General features: G+C 50.1%; 15 protein-coding genes and 3 pseudogenes. 6 read left to right on the top strand and 12 right to left on the bottom strand.

Going from position 1 to position 18,025, the window contains the following annotated elements:
• Positions 1-341: 341 nt before the first annotated feature.
• Entirely contained in the window at positions 342-926 is a 585-nt protein-coding gene (locus tag NSU01_RS04040) for a DUF4304 domain-containing protein (protein ID WP_076248900.1), read from the top strand.
• A gap of 140 nt (positions 927-1,066) precedes the next feature.
• Here the strand turns inward: NSU01_RS04040 and NSU01_RS04035 are convergent, their stop codons facing one another.
• Together NSU01_RS04035 and NSU01_RS04030 are read right to left on the bottom strand one after the other, a co-directional pair.
• Positions 1,067-2,236: a DUF4317 domain-containing protein gene (locus tag NSU01_RS04035; protein ID WP_076248902.1), complete on the bottom strand. Its 1,170-nt coding sequence runs from the start codon at positions 2,234-2,236 to the stop codon at positions 1,067-1,069.
• A 228-nt stretch (positions 2,237-2,464) separates the two neighbouring features.
• Positions 2,465-3,733: a carbohydrate-binding domain-containing protein gene (locus tag NSU01_RS04030; RefSeq protein ID WP_076248904.1), complete on the bottom strand. Its 1,269-nt coding sequence runs from the start codon at positions 3,731-3,733 to the stop codon at positions 2,465-2,467.
• Between the two features lie 202 nt (positions 3,734-3,935).
• On the opposite strand from NSU01_RS04030, the gene NSU01_RS04025 reads away from it, so the two are divergent.
• Positions 3,936-4,847, top strand: coding sequence for an SDR family oxidoreductase (locus NSU01_RS04025; RefSeq protein ID WP_076248905.1), 912 nt, complete (start codon positions 3,936-3,938; stop codon positions 4,845-4,847).
• A gap of 43 nt (positions 4,848-4,890) precedes the next feature.
• Here the strand turns inward: NSU01_RS04025 and NSU01_RS04020 are convergent, their stop codons facing one another.
• The 7 genes and pseudogenes from NSU01_RS04020 to NSU01_RS03990 form a co-directional block, all read right to left on the bottom strand.
• On the bottom strand, positions 4,891-6,615 hold the full coding sequence (locus tag NSU01_RS04020; RefSeq protein WP_076248907.1) for an ABC transporter ATP-binding protein: 1,725 nt from the start codon (positions 6,613-6,615) through the stop codon (positions 4,891-4,893).
• A complete protein-coding gene (locus NSU01_RS04015; protein WP_076248909.1) occupies positions 6,612-8,324 on the bottom strand; it encodes an ABC transporter ATP-binding protein in 1,713 nt (570 codons plus the stop codon). Before NSU01_RS04015 ends, NSU01_RS04020 begins: the two co-directional genes overlap by 4 nt.
• A 171-nt stretch (positions 8,325-8,495) precedes the next feature.
• Positions 8,496-10,184, bottom strand: coding sequence for a helix-turn-helix domain-containing protein (locus NSU01_RS04010; protein WP_076248911.1), 1,689 nt, complete (start codon positions 10,182-10,184; stop codon positions 8,496-8,498).
• A gap of 50 nt (positions 10,185-10,234) precedes the next feature.
• Positions 10,235-11,011: a (2Fe-2S)-binding protein gene (locus tag NSU01_RS04005; protein ID WP_076248914.1), complete on the bottom strand. Its 777-nt coding sequence runs from the start codon at positions 11,009-11,011 to the stop codon at positions 10,235-10,237.
• Position 11,012: 1 nt separating this feature from the next.
• Positions 11,013-12,086, bottom strand: coding sequence for an iron-siderophore ABC transporter substrate-binding protein (locus NSU01_RS04000; protein WP_076248916.1), 1,074 nt, complete (start codon positions 12,084-12,086; stop codon positions 11,013-11,015).
• A 252-nt stretch (positions 12,087-12,338) separates the two neighbouring features.
• Positions 12,339-12,620: pseudogene (locus tag NSU01_RS03995) on the bottom strand (5-methyltetrahydropteroyltriglutamate--homocysteine methyltransferase); the annotation flags it as partial.
• Positions 12,621-12,693: 73 nt separating this feature from the next.
• Positions 12,694-13,239, bottom strand: a complete 546-nt coding sequence (locus NSU01_RS03990) for a CPBP family intramembrane glutamic endopeptidase (protein ID WP_256704076.1) — start codon at positions 13,237-13,239, stop codon at positions 12,694-12,696.
• Between the two features lie 291 nt (positions 13,240-13,530).
• Between NSU01_RS03990 and NSU01_RS03985 the strand changes: the two are divergent.
• Positions 13,531-13,738: pseudogene (locus NSU01_RS03985) on the top strand (IS630 family transposase); the annotation flags it as partial.
• Here the strand turns inward: NSU01_RS03985 and NSU01_RS03980 are convergent.
• The gene (locus NSU01_RS03980; RefSeq protein ID WP_038585821.1) at positions 13,734-14,045 is read right to left on the bottom strand and encodes a YbjQ family protein; all 312 of its coding nucleotides are present in this window, start codon (positions 14,043-14,045) and stop codon (positions 13,734-13,736) included. The pseudogene NSU01_RS03985 and the gene NSU01_RS03980 overlap by 5 nt on opposite strands.
• Positions 14,046-14,270: 225 nt before the next feature.
• Between NSU01_RS03980 and NSU01_RS03975 the strand changes: the two genes are divergently transcribed.
• Both NSU01_RS03975 and NSU01_RS03970 read left to right on the top strand, forming a co-directional pair.
• On the top strand, positions 14,271-15,005 hold the full coding sequence (locus NSU01_RS03975; RefSeq protein WP_076248918.1) for a response regulator transcription factor: 735 nt from the start codon (positions 14,271-14,273) through the stop codon (positions 15,003-15,005).
• A 104-nt stretch (positions 15,006-15,109) separates the two neighbouring features.
• Entirely contained in the window at positions 15,110-16,741 is a 1,632-nt protein-coding gene (locus NSU01_RS03970; protein ID WP_256704077.1) for a HAMP domain-containing sensor histidine kinase, read from the top strand.
• Positions 16,742-16,899: 158 nt separating this feature from the next.
• Here the strand turns inward: NSU01_RS03970 and NSU01_RS03965 are convergent, their stop codons facing one another.
• Positions 16,900-17,094 (bottom strand): hypothetical protein, encoded by a 195-nt coding sequence (locus NSU01_RS03965; RefSeq protein ID WP_042133529.1) that lies wholly within the window; start codon positions 17,092-17,094, stop codon positions 16,900-16,902.
• Positions 17,095-17,128: 34 nt separating this feature from the next.
• Positions 17,129-17,365: pseudogene (locus NSU01_RS03960) on the bottom strand (5-methyltetrahydropteroyltriglutamate--homocysteine methyltransferase); the annotation flags it as partial.
• A 142-nt stretch (positions 17,366-17,507) separates the two neighbouring features.
• On the opposite strand from NSU01_RS03960, the gene NSU01_RS03955 reads away from it, so the two are divergent.
• On the top strand, positions 17,508-17,957 hold the full coding sequence (locus NSU01_RS03955) for a stalk domain-containing protein (RefSeq protein ID WP_076248926.1): 450 nt from the start codon (positions 17,508-17,510) through the stop codon (positions 17,955-17,957).
• Positions 17,958-18,025: the final 68 nt, after the last annotated feature.

Below are 18,025 nucleotides of genomic sequence, written 5' to 3'. Positions count from 1 at the left end.
CTTTTATAAATTGATAACGTTTCCGTATGAGCGCACAACAAAAACTCTTAGTCTACTTTATCGACATTTCGTATGAATAAGTTTAATTTTCGACAAACAATCGTAGTAATTAGCCTGATTCACATGACTTTTATTATTGCTTTATAACAAAAAGACCCAAGCATCCATGCCTAGGCCCTATGTCTATATCTATTCCGGGGTAACCCTATCATTGGATTCCGCATTTACTTCTGGTTCCTCTTTTTGGCATCTGCAAGTATTTATTGCTATAGTAGAATGGTGCCTGGCATGTGATCAATCAGAAGGTCATCATAATTAACTATGGATGGGGAGGGCTTCCTTTGCAAGAGCTGTTTAAGACGATCATCAAGCAAGACGTGAAACCTTTTTTCTCCGCACAGGGCTATCGTACAAAAGATCTGAATTTCTACAAAACAGAAGGCCAACTCAGCTATAAAATCAATATCCAGAAATACAAGTACAATACACACAAGCAACTCAGCTTCTATGTGAATTACAGTCTTCATTCCGAAGAGCTTGCACAATATAGGCCTGCTTCGTCTCTGGGCTTGCCTCACTTCTATGTCCGGATCAGGAACATCGTCCCCGCCGCCCCGGAACGCTACTTCCTGACGCCGGAGGTAGATGTGGACAAGTTCACGGCAGACCTGCTGCTCCATTTGGATCAGGGTCTTCAATTCTTGTACACCTTAACCGATGCCAGGGCCATTATTGAATACTATATGCAGCGGACAGCACTGCATTTAAGTGAGGAGACCTTGGGGTTCCTGCTGGATACAGGGGATACAGAGACTGCGGAGCAATACCTGAAGCAGCTCCAAGCGAAATACGGCGCCGAGAAGCGCTGGGCGATCTTGGAGAAGAAGTATGCAGCGGTTTGGGAGAAATACGGGCTGAAGCTTTAGCGTTAGCACATTGGGTTCGGTTTTTCGCATACATTCGGCCCGTGCGCACTCGCACCAACCCTACACAAATAAAAGGGCTTCCCGCTCTCGTAAGGAGACGCCGGGATAGCCCTTGTTCAATATACATCTATCTGCACAGGTCAGGATAGATTCTCCGACATCAGTGTAAACCCTTCAATTACAGCATCCTCATCAATCTCAATCAGGATACAGCGTTTCCCCTGATAATTCACCTGTCTCACATACTTCAGATCCTGCGGGCTGACCGTAATCGAAGCTACCTTTGTATCGATCTTGATCGATTTGGACGTGAATTTCGGGATCACGCTGTTTGCTTTCATCTCATAATTCTTATCGTCGACGATGGTTTCGAACGCGCGCTCTACCTTCTCCATCGTCACTTCCTCTACACCGCTTGCCTTCAGCACACGCTCTACATCCCGGTAATCGAGCTTCGGCGGCTCTTCCTCATCCTCATGGTCCTCGATGACCTGATGAATACTTTCATATACCTGCGCAATGGTCGCCACATCGAGTTGTTCGCCCGTTATTTCCTTTACGATATCCTCAAAGATGGATCTCTCTTCCATGGCTGTCACGGACCGCTCCGCATTCAGCACCTGTTCGATGAAATGAGGGTTCGGATTATTCGAGCTCCCTGTACAATACAGGATACGATTAATATCCGAATAGTTGTCCGTTACACTCGGGTAGAAGAAACCTTGCTCCGGCGTGCTAAGCTTGATGATCGGATCAACCATCACATTGTATTTGAATTCCCGCTCCACGTAATCGAACAGGAGGGTTTTGCGCTGCTGCTCCGTGGAGTTCACACTGCATAGGATGAACGGATGTGAGAACATCTCATCCTTGCCGGTTTCTTCGGCTTCATCATTCCGGGCCTTGGTCGGCCGGAAGTATTGTCCGCGGACAAACGTGATTACCGCATCCTTCTCATACTTGACGTCCACCAGCATTTTATCTACCAGCATCAGCATCAGGTCCTGCCATTCTTCCGGATCTCCCGTCACCAGCCCCTGATGAAGCATGACCTGCGACGGCTCCTCCGCTTCTTCAAGGAACTTCAGCTCGAACAGTTTATGATCCAGCTCCCCGGTCAGCAGCTTCCGGAAATTCGCCATATACAGCTCCTGCTTTTCGCGGTCCAGCATGGCGAACGGCTGACGTTCACAATGGTAGATCTCATTGGTTTCCTTCATAATATACACGTTCAGAATATCGAACAGATGCAGCTGATCGTGGTCCATCTTAAATTGCTTACGTATATGTGCGGCTTCTTTCTTTATCATGTTCTGGGCACAGCTCCTATGAAATAAATTGGTTTAATCAGTATAAACGATATAAAAACCCTTCGCCAGAAGGGTTTTTATTGCCGGTTCTGTTCAGTTGTGTACACACGCCACAGGAATCTACGGTTCCGGTTCGCTCTGATTGCTGTTTTCTCTGCCCCTGCCGCTCAATCATTCCCAGATAGCGGTCAAGCGAGCCCATCCTGCCTGCTCCTTTCCTTTGCTTAATTATTGCCCCGTCCCTCTACCGCCGCCTGCGCCCCCCCGGCCACCTCCACCGCCGAACCCGCCTCCGCGTGATTCCGTGATTTCAGTGATTTGTTCGCCATTAACTGTGACAGTGCCGCCATTTAATTCAGCTGTACCATCCGCATCAAAAGCGGAAGTCGCTTCTACATTAATGGTCCCGCCATTAATATAAATATCACCATTTGAATCAAAGGCATCCGTATCCCCGCTAGCCATACTTACATCAATCGTACCGCCATTGACCACAATTGATGCGCCGGAACTAACTTTGGGTGTAGCATTTATACCGTCATCAGTCGCATACAACGTAAGCTGACCCTCATTTACAATAATATTATTTGCCTCAATACCTTCTACTGCACTCTTAATGTTGATGATTCCGCCATCGATTTGCACCAGGTTATTGCCGGTAATGGCATCGTCAGCAGCAGTGATTGTTAAGGTGCCGCCTTCAATATAAATATTACCAAGGGTAGTATCCTCTTCGTTCTCGCTATGCAATCCATCCTTCTGTGTATCAATCGTGATCGTTCCATCATGGATCATAATCGCATCATTCGCTTCTAATGCATCCGCAGAGGATTCTATGGTATACACGCCTCCGGTAATTTTGAGATCATCCTTGGAAGAGATCCCATTTCCTTGACCCGATACAATATCTAAGGTTCCGGTTCCATTCAGGGTCAGATCTGCTCTTGAGAAAATAACCGCATCCAGATTGGTCTCCCCATCCGCTACATAGCTTCCGGATACCTCCATATAGTTCTCACTGTCCGTGGAGGTAACGAATACCTTATCCGCAGCTTTCACATAAATGGCAGGTGCATCTTCATTGGTTATACTCACACCGTCAAGAACGATTTGAATTTTGGCATCGTCGGCAGCCTCAACCGTTACCGTCACATTGTCCACATCACCACTCAAAACATACACGCCTTCCTCACTCAGTGTCACATCCTGATTGCTTTCCAGATTCATTGGTGTTGCAGCGGTAAGATCCGCCGACTGCTCCAAGTCCCGGTCACTGAATAATTCCGCGGTGTCTAGAGCGGCTGCTTCCGGTGTTTCAACAACAGTACCTTCTTCTGCTGCGGATGTTGCGCTTGGTGACACGGTCTGAGCTACAGATGGAGTGGTTGCAGCAGCAACCCCGCTGCCTTCTTGTGCATTAGAGCATCCTGCGGCAGATACGGTAAGTACTGCGGCTAGAGCAATGACACTTATGCTGTTCAGCTTTATAATTTTCATGGATTAACACTCCTCGTATAGTTAGTAGTCATCTATAGGCTGTTTATCGTTCAATAAGCATTAACGCTACCTGACTTATTCCAAGCATAAGCCATAACACTTAAATCAAACTTAAACCGCGAAAACTAAACTATATATGACAATAGATGTCATTCCCATACTCTATAATGAAGCTGTATTCAACAAAGGAGGTAACCACGGAATGAGGAGTTTACAAGGGAAAATCGCTTTAGTAGCCGGAGCTACCAGGGGAGCTGGCCGGGGGATCGCTACCGAGCTAGGGGCAGCTGGCGCAACGGTATATGTGACAGGAAGATCGACGCTAGCCCAACGTTCCGAATATGACCGTCCTGAAACCATAGAAGAAACGGCTGAGCTTGTCACCCGGGCTGGCGGTCACGGAATCCCGGTTCAGGTCGATCATCTGGACCCTGTCCAGGTAGAGAAATTGGTCAATCGCATTGAAGAGGAGCAAGGCCGGCTCGACATTCTTGTGAATGATATCTGGGGCGCCGAAAAGATCATCGAATGGAATGTTCCGTTGTGGGAGCATTCCCTTGAGAAGGGGCTGCGGATGTTACGGCTCGCGATAGATACCCATCTCATTACAAGCCATTACGCGCTCCCTCTTCTGATTAAGAATAAGAATGGGTTAATTGTAGAGATGACGGACGGAATTGCTGAATACAACAATCAGAATTACCGGGTGTCAATGTTCTATGATCAGGCCAAAACCTCCGTGACCCGTATGGCCTGGGCTCTTGCCCAGGAGCTTAAGCCTTATGGCTGTACAGCGGTAGCACTCACACCAGGCTGGCTTCGTTCGGAGATGATGCTCGAACACTATGGGATACAAGAAGATAACTGGCGGGATGCTGCTGCCAATGAGCCTCACTTCATCATCTCGGAATCCCCACGTTATGTAGGCCGGGCCGTCGCTGCTCTTGCTCAAGACCCCGAATTATCCAGATGGAACGGACGGTCACTCTCAAGTGGAGAGCTGGCACAAGTCTACGGGTACACAGATATGGACGGCTCCCAGCCGGATTGCTGGCGTTACATGGTCGAGGTCGTAGATGCCGGTAAACCGGCGGATGCTGAAGGATACAGATAAAATACAAAAACCCGGGCGCTGAACGCATCCGGGTCTCCTTATATCAACCTGCCCTATACTGATTCTGGAACAGCAAATTATAGGCTTCGTTCCGGTTAAACAGGTTCTCATGGGTATCGAAGGCTGCGACCCTGCCCGCTTGCAGAACCATTACCTTGTCGCAGTCCAGAATGGAAGATAGACGGTGAGCAATGGAGATCATGGTTTTCCCCGATGACAGGCTCTTGAGTTCGCTAATGATGTCACTCTCATTCTCGCTGTCCAGCGCACTTGTGCTTTCATCGAAAATAATGATGTCCCTGTCCTGCAGAAAAGCACGGGCAATCGATAACCGCTGTCTCTGGCCTCCGGAGAGCTTCACACCCTTTTCTCCAATGATCGTATCCAATTGATCCGGCAAGGTGTCAATGAAATCATATATACTCGCCCTGCGGCAGCACTCTATCAATTCCGCGTCGGTTGCCCCGGCCTTGGCCAGCAGCAGGTTGTCTCTAATCGACATATTGAACAGAACGGGTTCCTGCACAACAATACTCACTTTGTCGGACACACTCTCACTGTTCACCGAAGAGATATCTGTGCCGCCAATGCTTACCGTTCCCCCTTGCGGTTCCATCTGCCCTGTCAACAGCTTGGCGATGGTGGATTTGCCGCTGCCGCTTTGTCCAACAATCGCCAGATGCTCCCCCTTACCCACAGAGAATGATATACCGTCAAGCGCAAATGAATCGTTCCCCTCATAGGTGAATTTCAGCTGGTCAACATTGATATCTGTTCCTTCAATCTTCTTATAAGGCTTCTTAGCTGCTTCTATATTTAGAAGCCCGATCACTTTACCGATACTCACCGAGTCATTCTTGAAGTTCATTATGGAATTACTAATGTTCTCGATGTATCCGAAAAACTGCCCGTAAAAGCTGATAAACACAAGCAGCACACCAACCTCCGAGTAGCCTTTGATGACAAATAATCCGCCGATAAAATAGATGAACAGCTGGGTAATGAAATTCTTGGTGAAGAACGAATAGGTAATCCCCAGATGCATATAGAGCTGGTTAAGAAACCACACATGCCTGATCTTCTTGTAATGTCCGTTTAGCTCAGCCGATTGGGTGTCTTCAAGATTATTGGTTTTGATATCCTTCCAGTTTTGAAAGTTGGAGTGTAAAAAGGATTCATACTGAATCTGCAGTTTCCAGAGCTCTTCTCCGGTAAGCTTCGCTTTCCCTCCCAGAAAATTAACCGTTACCAAAGAAACCGGAACAAAAATAAAACTGATGAGCGCAATCCGCCAGTCATAGCATAGTAGAATTACCGCTAACGCCACAGCATAAACAACAGCGTAGATAAAATCTAAGATATGCGTCTCGAAAAATTTCCCGGCAATTGCCGAATCGTTCTCAATCCGGCTCTTAACATCGCCAATGCTATATTGGCTATAGTCATCGTTATCGAGGCTGATAAGCTTTTTGAGCAGTTTATTCTTGATTCTCAGATCATACTTCAGCATTAACTGGTTAGAAAACCGCTTACTGACGGCAATCCCGGTTGTAGTAAGCAGGAAAACCGCCAGATACCCGCTGATGATTAGCCAAAGCTCATTCAACTGCTTATCTACCAAAACGCGGTTAACCAATAACGAGTACAAGAACAGGGGGATCAGCCCGAATACTAAGCTCCATATCTTGAACATCCCCAGCGCAAGGAGCGGTTGTCGGATACCGTCTATTTCCCGGGTTAAGGCCTTATAGGTGTCCCATCGTTTCATACAGCTTCACCTCCTGCATACTGTTCGCTGAATAAGTCTATGTATGTTGGATTGCTAGTAATCAGTACGTCGTGAGTATCGTAGCCTTTGACAACACCGTCTGCTAACACCGCGATTCTATCACAGCTCTGGATGGTGGAGAACCGGTGGGCGATGATGATCAGCGTCCGGTCCTGCGAGAGCTCACGCATTACTTTCCGGATCAGCGCTTCGTTCCGGCTGTCGAGGAAGGATGTAGCTTCGTCGAAGATCAGAATCTTCGGATTCTTGACTAAAATCCTGGCGATTGCCAGACGCTGCTTCTGCCCGCCGGATAATTCCTGCCCTCCCGTCCCCAGCAGAGTATCCAGTCCGTCCGGGAAGGTCATGACCACATCATACAGAGCAGCCTTCTTGATCGCTTCTATCAGGGCTTCATCATTATCCTTAAGATTTGTAAATGAAAGATTGTAACGCAAGGTCTGATCGTACAGAATAGTCTCCTGATGGACAATCCCCACCTGGCTCCGCAAGCTATGCAGGTTATAGTCATTAACATTTACACCGTCGATCAGAAGCTCGCCGCTGTCCACTTGATACAGATTGTAGAGCAGGTTGCCCATCGTTGTTTTACCCGCACCGCTCCTACCGACAATGCCGATCGTGCTGCCTGCATCGACGCGGAGATTGAACCCGTTCAGAACCTGTCTGTCTTGGCTGTATCCGAAGGTGACATTATTAAATTCAATCAGGCCCTCTTTTATGGGCTGCGGAGGCTGGTTTTCCCGGTAATCCTCTTCATCCTCATTCAGAATATCCACGACACGCTGCAGGGAGACCCTCTGCCCCCAGACATCGGTAATTTTGCCGTTAATGGAGCTGAAGTAATTCACGGCCATATTGAAATAGCTTATCGCGGCTACAAACACACCGAGCTGCATTTGGCCTTTAACAATGAAATAGGCGCAGATAATAAATATGAGCAATTGTGCGGCAAGCGTGATGAATGCATTCACCCTTTCTGTGGTCACTCCGATTTTTCCGTTTTCCACATTCATTTTATGAATGGCAGCCGTTTTCCTTAGATAAGTGCTTGTTACTTTTTTACCTGCGCTAAGGATTTTGACGTCCTGCAGATTCTTCACAATTTCGAATAAATACGAGGATAGCTTTCCCTGTTCCGCCCGAAGCTCCTCGTTTACCTGTTGCGCTCTGGTCTTGAAATATTTCGAGGCAAAAAACACGGCGGGAACCAGAACAACCGTAAAAGCGCCCAGCAGTATATTGTAGTAAAACATAAAACAGACAGCGAATAGGATATGCAGCAGGTTGGAGTATCCCCACAGTCCGCTCCAGAAGACGAGATTCATTATATCCGTAGCGTCGTGGTTCATCCGGCTGATCATATCCCCGCTGTACATCCCGGAGAGGTCTTTGCCTTTTTTATGTAATATCTTGTTGAACAGAGCCCGCCGGATATCGAAGACAAACCCGGTCATCATCTGCGACGAAATAAGATTGTTTAACGTTGCAACAACAAACTGATTGAACAAGAGTATGCCGGCATAGACCAGACATAGATCCAAGAAGGCGCTCATGTCCTTATCATAAAAAGCGATATTGATCATCTTCCCGCCCAGGAACGGATAAATCAGGTTGACCATCGTCATCAATGTTGTGATCATGAACCCGCATAGAAAAACCCATTTGTGCATCCGCACAAATTTCATGACCCATTGCCTCTTTGTCATAGACTCACGCAGCCCCTTCCATATATTCACAAAAGGTATTGTAGCACAAACGTTCGCATATAAGAAGCTCAAAAAAACACCTGCCAATGACAGGTGTTAGGGATGCAACAACCGGCTAAATCTAATAGAATCTATTGGGATTGGCACTACTCAGGCCAGCAAGGCGCGGGCTACCTGATCCACAATGCAATTGATGCCTGTCGGCCCATAGCAGCCGATCCATGTAGCGGCATCCACCGGGTATATATGCTGCCGTTCATCTGCATCCAGCAAGCCCCGGGCGTTCTGCTCGGTCACAGCCAGGTTATCCTGCAGCAGCTCGTTGCTTAGCCAAAAGTAGTGGCTGGCATGCACTGCCGGCAGCCTGTCGACGGAAATATGATACGCCGTGTCGGAGGTATCTGCGACGAATAGCGGAGCAGGCAGACCCAGGTCGCGGTACAGCACAGCGCCTGTGCGGTGCGAAGCCGTATGTACGCGGACCAGTGACTCCCGCGGGCGGATCAGAGCCACGCTCTTGCCTGCCAGCACCGGGGCAAGCTCTTCTGAGAGCAATGCCGTGCGGCGAAGGTAATCGGCAATAATACGTTCCGCCTCGGCCCGCTTGCCCGTCAGTTCACCGAGCAGGCTCAGAATCGTCTGCCAGCTCTTATTGCGCCGAAACATGATAGTGGGAGCAATCCGGCTTAAGCGTTCATAATGCGGATCATGCACCTCGGTACAGATAATCAAATCCGGCTGCAGCCGTTCCACAGCCTGCAGGTCCGGGTACTCATAGGTTCCGAGCATTTCCGTTGCCTTAAGCCTTTCCCGGATATATTGGGGGAATTTCAACACTGCACCGCCCAATCCTACACTTCCTGCGGGTGACAGCCCAAGGGCAAGCAAATGGTCAGCATATTGAACATCGAGTACAGCGATTCGCTGCGGAGAAGCAGTGACGTTATAATCGCCCCGCATATGACTGATCACCGGGTCCGGCAGCCCGGAATAAGCAGCGCCAGCACGGGGCTCTGAAGCGGCAGTCCGCCTGTAGAGCTGCGGGGGGACTCCATAATATTTCTTGAACGCCCTGCTGAAGTAATACATGTCGCGGTAGCCTGTTCTTTCAGCGATTTCGCCGATAGGAGCATCCGTATGACGCAGCATCCGCTCTGCGCTCTCCATCCGCAGCCGGATCACATATTCCATCGGGCCGAGCAGCTTCTCCTGCTTGAACCGCCGCTGCAGCTGTCTTGCACCGCATCCGGCAAGCGCAGCCAGCTCTTTAAGCTCCAGCTCCTGACGGTAATGCCCCGCTATATAGGCAGCAACAACCTCCACCATATCCGGCTCCCCGCCGCCCTGACCGCGTTCATGCTCCATAATAAGCTCGTACAGCATTCCTTGCAGCAGCGCATTGGCATGGAACCGTTCCAGCCCTTCTCCCCGGCTCCATTTGGCTGCGAGCTTGTCTGCCGTCTGGTGCAGCTCCACCGGATGCGCGGGATGATGAACAAACGAAGTGCGCAGCGGGTGGCTCTGCTGCGGGAACAGTACACGGGCGGCTCCCGCCATTGGAACAGCCTTGTAGAGAATAACGGTATAATGAATGTTCTCCGGTCCGGCAGTCATCGTAAATGCCGACCCCTTAACAGCGTGGCAGACAAAAGAGGCCTGGATATGGCGAACCTCGCCATTCATCACAAGCCTCCCTTCCCCGCCGCCTGCCAGCAACAACAGATTGGCTGACAATCCTGCTTCGCTCAGAACACCGCCGGGCGGCAAAGTACCGCTGCGTACGTCAAGCGTCTTGATCGCCGTATCACTCCATAAACTTGCCTGCTCCTGCAGCGGCATTTCTCTCATCTCCTGACAATAGCATCCTTTTGCTAACGGACGACCTGTTGTCATTTTAATTGAGATTCATTCTCATTGTCAATTTTCGGGCATTTCCTGCAATACTCCCCTGACATCCGGTAATAGAAGCAGCAGGTGCTGCGCTTGTTCTTCGCAACCGTCGTCTCGTCATTATGCTCTGTGAACCGGGTAAACGGATTGCGCCTTGACCCAAACAACTCTCCGGGAGCCGTCCGGGTCAGAAAAGCGAAATCGGCTTGCGTCCGCTGCCTGTCTTGCCCGGATTCGTCTGTTCCAGGAGAATATAGCGGGGCAATGCGCACCATAATATTCTCCCAAAGCACCGCCATCGGGACGGGTCCTATGGCGGCAAGCGTCTGCAGCAGCGGGGGAAGCCGTACCGCAAAAATCTCCATAATGACCTCCTCCCGCCACGCTTCCCTGTCTTCCGGTGGCAATGCTGTTCGAAGCCCGTTCACCGCCAGGAAAGGAAAATGCGTATCCCCATTAAACTCCGGGGAAGCCGGATGATAAAGGAAGCTTGTATCCAGCGGAAAGGAGACTTCCCGGTTATGAAAGGTCATCGCAGCCAGCAACGGCGCGATCCACAGATAGCCGATCCGCTTAGCCAGCATAGAAGCCGCAACCTGCATATCCGGCGCGCCGATATAATCCTTAAGCCAGCTTACATATTCGCGGCATGCCGCTTCTTCCTGCAACTGGCTCAGGGCAAGGGTGCGGATGCTGTCTTTAGGCGGACCGCCCAGCCGCAGCCGGTATTCCTCCGCCATGTCCCTCCAGGAGGCCGAAGACAGATAGTTGTCCATTTCAATGCGTTCCCAGCAGTGCTTCCGAGGCCTGATCTACAATAATATTGAGTGCAATGGGGCCATAGTAAGCGATCCAGAGCGTTGAATTCACGTCATAGGCACGGTTATTCTTGACGGCATCAAGTGATTTCCAGACCGGGCTGCCTGCCAGAGCCTCTGCCTCTTTGGCGAACAAATCATCCGACAGCAGGAAATAATGATCTGCTCCGACATCAGCGACTGTCTCCATCGAAATTTCAACGGAGGTGTCATCTTTAATCTCCTGAACGAAGGCCGGGGCATTTAACCCCAAATCCTCATAAAGAATGCTTCCGGTCCGGTGTTCGGGACCATGTACACGGATACCCTCCGGTCTCGGACGAATCAGCGCTACGGTTTCATCGCCCAGCTTCGCCGCCAGTTGCTCCCGCAGTCCGGTGATTTTGTCCCCGTAAGCCTGACGCACCACCTCTGCCTCCGCCTGCTTACCTGTTATCGCACCGATGACAGCCAGCGTATCCCGCCAATCCTCGTAGAAGTCGAGCACCACTGTAGGCGCAATTTGACTGACGCTGTCATATACCTCCTCCTGAAAGTCGGTCATCAATATAAGGTCCGGATTCAGCGCCACAATAGCCTCAAGATTGGGCTCATCCCGTGTGCCAAGGACCTTCACATCACCCAATTGGGCGTTCAAATATTCCGGAAATTCATCCTTCGTCCCAGCCACAACGCTGCCCGCCGGGCGCTCCCCAACCGCTATCAATTGATCGACGAATTTCACATCAAGCGCTGCAATCACCTTTGGCTTCTCCGTCAGTGTATATTCGCCCTTCAGGTGTGAGATCGTTACCGGAAAAGCTGCAGCAGCCTGCGCCTCCGGCGACGACTGAGCCTCTGTATCCGGTGGCGCCGACGGCCCCGCTGAAGCTGCAGCAGACGGCTGTGCGGCTGTGCCCCCATTAGTGTCTCCACCAGTGCCGCATGCCGTCAGCACTAGTATCAATGCCAGCATCCATACCATTAATAGTCCTGATTTCTGAGCGGCGTATACCCTGCTGCCGGTTGTCTGCCTCTTTGCTGCTCTCTTCATGCTGACTCCCCCTTCTTATGTGATAATGATTTTCATTATCATATTCGTAAAGTGAGTATAATCGATCTGCCTGCTCCGTTTCCATGTACTTTTGCGACATTGCAGCCGGATTAATGCGACATTGTGTTCCATAGGAGCATGCTTCCTTTTACACAGTATCCCTTCGGGATTCCGATAATCCAATATAAAAAGACTGCCGACATTACCTTCGACAGTCTTAAGGAAGGGGACCTGCTCCCCTCATTAACTGAGTTAAATATTAATTACCCCATATTGCTGGGCAATCTGTTGTCCTTGTTTAATTTTCGCCCACTGTTCATCTTCCGTTAATTCATTGCCGCCATCACAGGACGCAAACCCGCATTGACGAGAAAGTAATAATCTATCCTTATTAATGATTTTCGAGACTTCATCAAGCATTTGAACTACACGGGCCTCATCGTCAAGCGTATTGGTCTTAGAAGACAACAATCCAAGTACAATTTCTGTATCAGGCTTATCTTTGAACACCGCAAGCGCCTCAAGGGAGCCTGCACAGCTTGGTTTCCCGGTCGCGCGCAGCTGACCGAGCTGTTTGTCTCTGCCACGATGTCTCATAAAATTAGATCTATAGCGTAGAATAGTAGAGAAGATTGAGGCCGTTATACACGATATGCACCACGACCCCGGGCCAGATGGAACCCGTCTTACGGAACAGTATACCATTCAGGATGCCGACCATGAATGCGTCGAACAGGATGACGTTGAATCCATGAACGACGCCGAAGATCGCAGCGCTGCCAACCACACCGGCCCATGCTCCGTAACGGTTCAGCGCATTGGCAATAACGCCCCGGAATACAAACTCCTCGCCGAGCGGCGTGAGGATAGCGCCAGTGATAAGCAGAACGAAGAGTGAGAGCGCGCCACCTTGCGCTGCCGTCTGGAAGTCCGCTTGGTTGTTCAGCTCGGTGATGAAGTGAAAATATACCCCCTCTATAACGAAGCATCCGCCGAACGCGACAACACCGAGGGCGGCTCCCACAAGCAGCCATTTCCGTTCGATCGCCCGGAAACCGAAAGCGCGCAGACTTCGAACCCGCAGGGCGTAGGCTGCGAACAAGGCGGCGAGGCCAACAAGACCATTGCCTGCACCCCCGATGTTAATTCGCAAAATGGCTTGCTCGTCAGGGATTTGCGTCATCCAAAGACCGAGCATAACTATGCCGATCAGATAGAGCCCCAGTGCAGTTAGGGTCTCTGGCCAGCCAGGTCGGGCTTGGGGCATAGTGGACGTGGAAGAGCTAATTACCTCCATGAGTTCCTTTTCAGTTTCAGACAATTTTTGAACCTTTTTCACGGGTGTACACCTCTTTGCATCGTTATGCGTAGATAACGACTTATTTAGTATATAAGTTGAACTAAAGGGTTTTTTTTCATATCATCGAATAAAGAACTTCAACCTACGCTAGCTGCGGTGGATGAAGTCAAGCAACAAGCCTTCACAGAAGTAACTTTTCCTACTTTGAAAAAAGTTAATGGACGAGAAAACCCCTCACTTGCTCTTCAAAGATGAGTCGATGATCCGCGATTACCAAGCGCTTCAGCATACGTGGTTGCTCAAAGGCAAGCAACGTGTCATCCAGACAAGAGGCAAACATCGTGGTGTTAAACGATCACGGCCGTCCCGCTTACGGCAACCATCAGCATGCCATCGCGAATGACTTCATAATCAATGTCGACTCCGACAATCGTATTAGCTCCCATCCCTGAAGCTTTCTGAGTCATCTCAGCAAATGCCGTATCTCTCGCTTCCTGAAGCTTGCCTTCGTAAGCGCCCGAACGCCCCCCTACGAGGTCGGTAATCGAAGCCTTAAAGTCTCTGAATACGTTGGCTCCTATAATGACTTCACCAGTGGCAATGCCCAGATACTGCCTTATCGGGGAGCCTTCAATAGTTGATGTAGTGGTTATAATCATAAATTATCCTCCTCAATTGGTCTGGCTATAGGGTAATACTTTTGTTGACTAGGGACGATCTTCTCATAAACCAATCCTTTGTATGTTCGAAGAGCTTTCTCACCCCTATCCTACCAGCCCCAATGAAACAGAACCTAAACGGATAGACAAACATCAGCTTAATTTCACTCCCGCCGTTTAGGTTCTGTTAAAGTGATTATGCTACTATGGAAATGGGTGAAAACAATGACAAATCTATCCGATTTTAAAATCGCAATCGTCGACGACGAGCCTTCGATTGTCACGATGCTGCAAATGGTGCTTCGCAGGGAAGGGTTTCATCAGCTGTACGCGGCTTCCACCTGTGCGGAAGCTCTCGATTTAGCGAAGCGTGAAGCCCCCGATATCCTCCTGCTCGACATCATGCTCCCCGACGGCAGCGGCCTGGAGCTCTGCTCCAAGCTCCGCAAATACGGGAATCCGCATATTTTGTTTCTGACGGCCAAGGCTTCCGATCTCGATGTCCTGCGAGGCTTCGCTATGGGCGGGGACGATTATATCACGAAGCCCTTCAATCCTCTGGAGGTGGCCGCAAGAATTCAGGCACGCATACGCCGACTGGAGCCAGAAACCCCGGCGTCCAGTCCGGCGAAACGGCCCGATCCGGGGATTTATCGGTTTGGCCGCTTCACCGTCAACGAGGTGGAGGGCGAACTAATCGTGGAGGGACAGCCAGTTCCTTGCCCCGCGCAGGAGTTCCAACTGCTGCTGCACTTCTGTAAGTTTCCCGGCATCGTATTTTCCAAAACACAGCTCTACGACAAGGTTTGGGGGATCAACGGACAGGGCGATGATTCGACGGTAATGGTGCATATCCGGCGCATCCGAGAGCGGATCGAGATCGACCCCGGTAATCCGAAGCTGCTGCTTACCGTACGCGGGCTTGGCTACAAGCTGGTGAAGGAGCCGCAGGAGCGATGAAGATCCAACAGCGCATGGCCTTCCACTTCACGTATCAATTGATTTTTTATGCCCTGCTTATGGTGGCTATCACTCTGGTTGCCTGCATCTTGTTTTTCCAGAACATGACGAGTAATGAGATACGCCGGAACTTTCCGGTTGGCGTCCTGCAACAGATCGCTCAAGAAGCTCATTACAAGGACGGGATGGTTCAGATCTCCCCTGAGTGGGACAAGCTCATCGAGGAAAAAGGCATGTGGCTACAGGTTGTCAGTGCCGAAGGAGAGGTGATCTACGCCGTCAATACAACTCCGCACCATACGCTGCCGGCCTCCTACTCCATCGCTCAACTGCTCGATATCCAAGAGACACGGACGTTTGGGACGTATGCCGTACACACTCAGCTTAATTTTGCTTTCCAAGACCCGCTTCTGTATATGCTGGGCTATCCTAGTCCTGACCTTGACCAGCTCGTTGCCTGGTTTCATGCCTACGGGCAGCATGGAATCGTGCGTAGCGAAGCGGTTTCCCACTTGGACCGGCGGCTGCGCAAAACCGGCAGCTATCTGCAGGTGATCGACCCCGAGAGCCATATCGTACAAGGCATCGGCGATGGAGCATACGTGCAGAAGGCGTATCGACAGCTGGATATCCTGGCCATCCAGCAATCGCCCAGCAACTATGACACGAATATTGTCGCCCATCGGGACAAGCTGAGCGGAATGACGTGGATTCTCTATACACCCCATGCAGCGGGAGCCCCTCTGAAGCATCCTGTGATGGAAAAGGCAACGCGTGGACTCGTCCGGATTACAGTTCTGATCCTGCTCTTGGCGCTGCCGATCTCCATCTGGCATGGCTACCGCTACGGTCAGCCGCTGATTCTGTTTGCAGGCTGGTTCGAACGTATGGGCCGGGGACAGTACGACCAGGTACTGACCGCCAAGGACATGCGCAAGGTATTCCGCCGCAACGGCATGATGCGCATCCGCTACAGGCTCTATAAGGAAGTGATTGAATCCTTCTATCAGATGACTCATCAATTGGCTCAGATCGAGAAGGAACGCGAGAGGCTGGAAAAGGCGCAAGCGGAGTGGATGTCAGGGATTTCCCACGATCTGCGCACACCACTGGCCACAATTCAAGGTTATGGGTATATGCTGGAGAGCTTGCCTGAGCAATGGAGCCAAGAGGAGATGCGCATCATGGGCTCGACGATCCGGGAAAAGGGGGATTATATGCTGGAGCTGATCTCCGACTTCTCATTGATTCATCAGCTCAAGCAGGGCGATTCGATCATGAAGTTTCGGGAGATCGACTTGGTTGAGCTGGTGCGCTGCTCCGTACTGAAGTACGTCAACGGCGCCATGATGTCTGAGTATCAGTTTCACTATGTTGGGGAGGATTGTCCCTTGCTGATACAGGCCGATGAAACCTGGCTGATGCGGTTGATGGACAATTTGCTGTCCAACGCCGTGAAGCATAACCCGCCTGGCGTAGTTGTCAACGTCTATGTCGGCAGGATGAACGACAAGGTATGCATACGAGTAATCGATAATGGCAAAGGGATGGACGAGGAAACACTGCATCATTTGTTCAATCGCTACTACCGGGGAACGAATTCCGATGAATCGACGGAAGGATCCGGGCTCGGGATGAGCATCGCCAAAACCATCGTGGAAGCGCATGGCGGCGAAATCCAGGTAAAATCCAAAGTGTGGCAAGGCACGATAATTGAGATCTTATTGCCCAACTGAGCGTTTGGCTGGGAATGATTCTTCCCTGTATGTACTCCCAACATTGAACACGATTCCACATGTGTGGAGTAAGCAGAGTCAACACATACAACAACAAATTAACGGGAACGCCTAAAAAAAACCTCCCGATAAAGAGAGTGCATTCCCACGCCGAACAATCAGAACCGAATAAAATCAACCACGCCATGCGCAATCATCGCTGAAGTCACATCCCGCTTCCACTGCAAATAAGCAAAATGCAGCCCGAAGAGCAGCCCCCATGTAATACTGCCCGTCACCCCACCCTTTTCATTCCGTCTCAAACATTGAATCGGACTCTCCTGATATACTGCAAACGTACTTTCGAGTCTCATATTTGGAAGCTCCGTCCGTATCTCTGAAGAATTATCCATGAACAGCAATATAGCGTTCAATCCCCTGGAAGCCCCAGACAAAGTCCAGATGCCACATCGATTTGGAATATTCCCCATCCGTAAGAATGGACAGCCCATTCTTGCTCTCTTGCTCGACTACAGTCTGAATCGCCTCATCCTCACACTGCTCATAGCCCTGGAAATTATGGTAAAAAGGATAGCTAATATCATCCCGATGCTCAATTTGCTGTTTATATTCCAATCTGGTTATAGTGAAAGGTTATAGTGCGCCAGCCCGGATATCCAAGCTCTGCTCACTTCGTAAGACAATCGTAATACTTAGCTTAGAGAATCGTAAGCTCTCTTGCTTATGCTGTTCATGTAATCAAATAAAGCGATGGAGTGTGATAAACATGGTTAAAGGTAAACCAGGCAAAAGGTTAATGCTGACGGCGGTATTGGTGCTCTCTCTGGCGGTGTCCGGAATAGCCGGTGCGGCAGGAATGAAAACGATGAAAAAGAACGGCATGGAGCTAGTGAACTTAAGACAGGCGGCCGGGATGTACGGCTATAGCATCGAGTGGAACAGCAAAGACCGGTCCGTGTCCCTGGTTTACATGGACAAGATGATGGACGACGACAAGATGATGGACGATGGCAAGATGATGGATGACAGCAAGATGATGGACGATGGTATGAAGCCGATGGGCAAAATGATCAAGGTATGGATTGGATCGAAAAAAATTATGGTCGACGGTATGGCTGTCAGCCTGAATATGGCCCCTGCTCTCTACGATGGCAGCACTTATGTGGTGGACATGGTAGTTGCAGACTACATGAAGCCTGCCAAGGCTATGAAATAAGACGGACTGAGCTACCATCACCATATGCTATGATGGAGTCAAATGTATTTTTCCGGATATGGGGTGGG

The organism is Paenibacillus sp. FSL H8-0259, assembly GCF_037963255.1.
GTDB lineage: Bacteria > Bacillota > Bacilli > Paenibacillales > Paenibacillaceae > Paenibacillus_AQ > Paenibacillus_AQ phytohabitans.
This window is presented reverse-complemented; position numbering and strand designations above follow the sequence as displayed.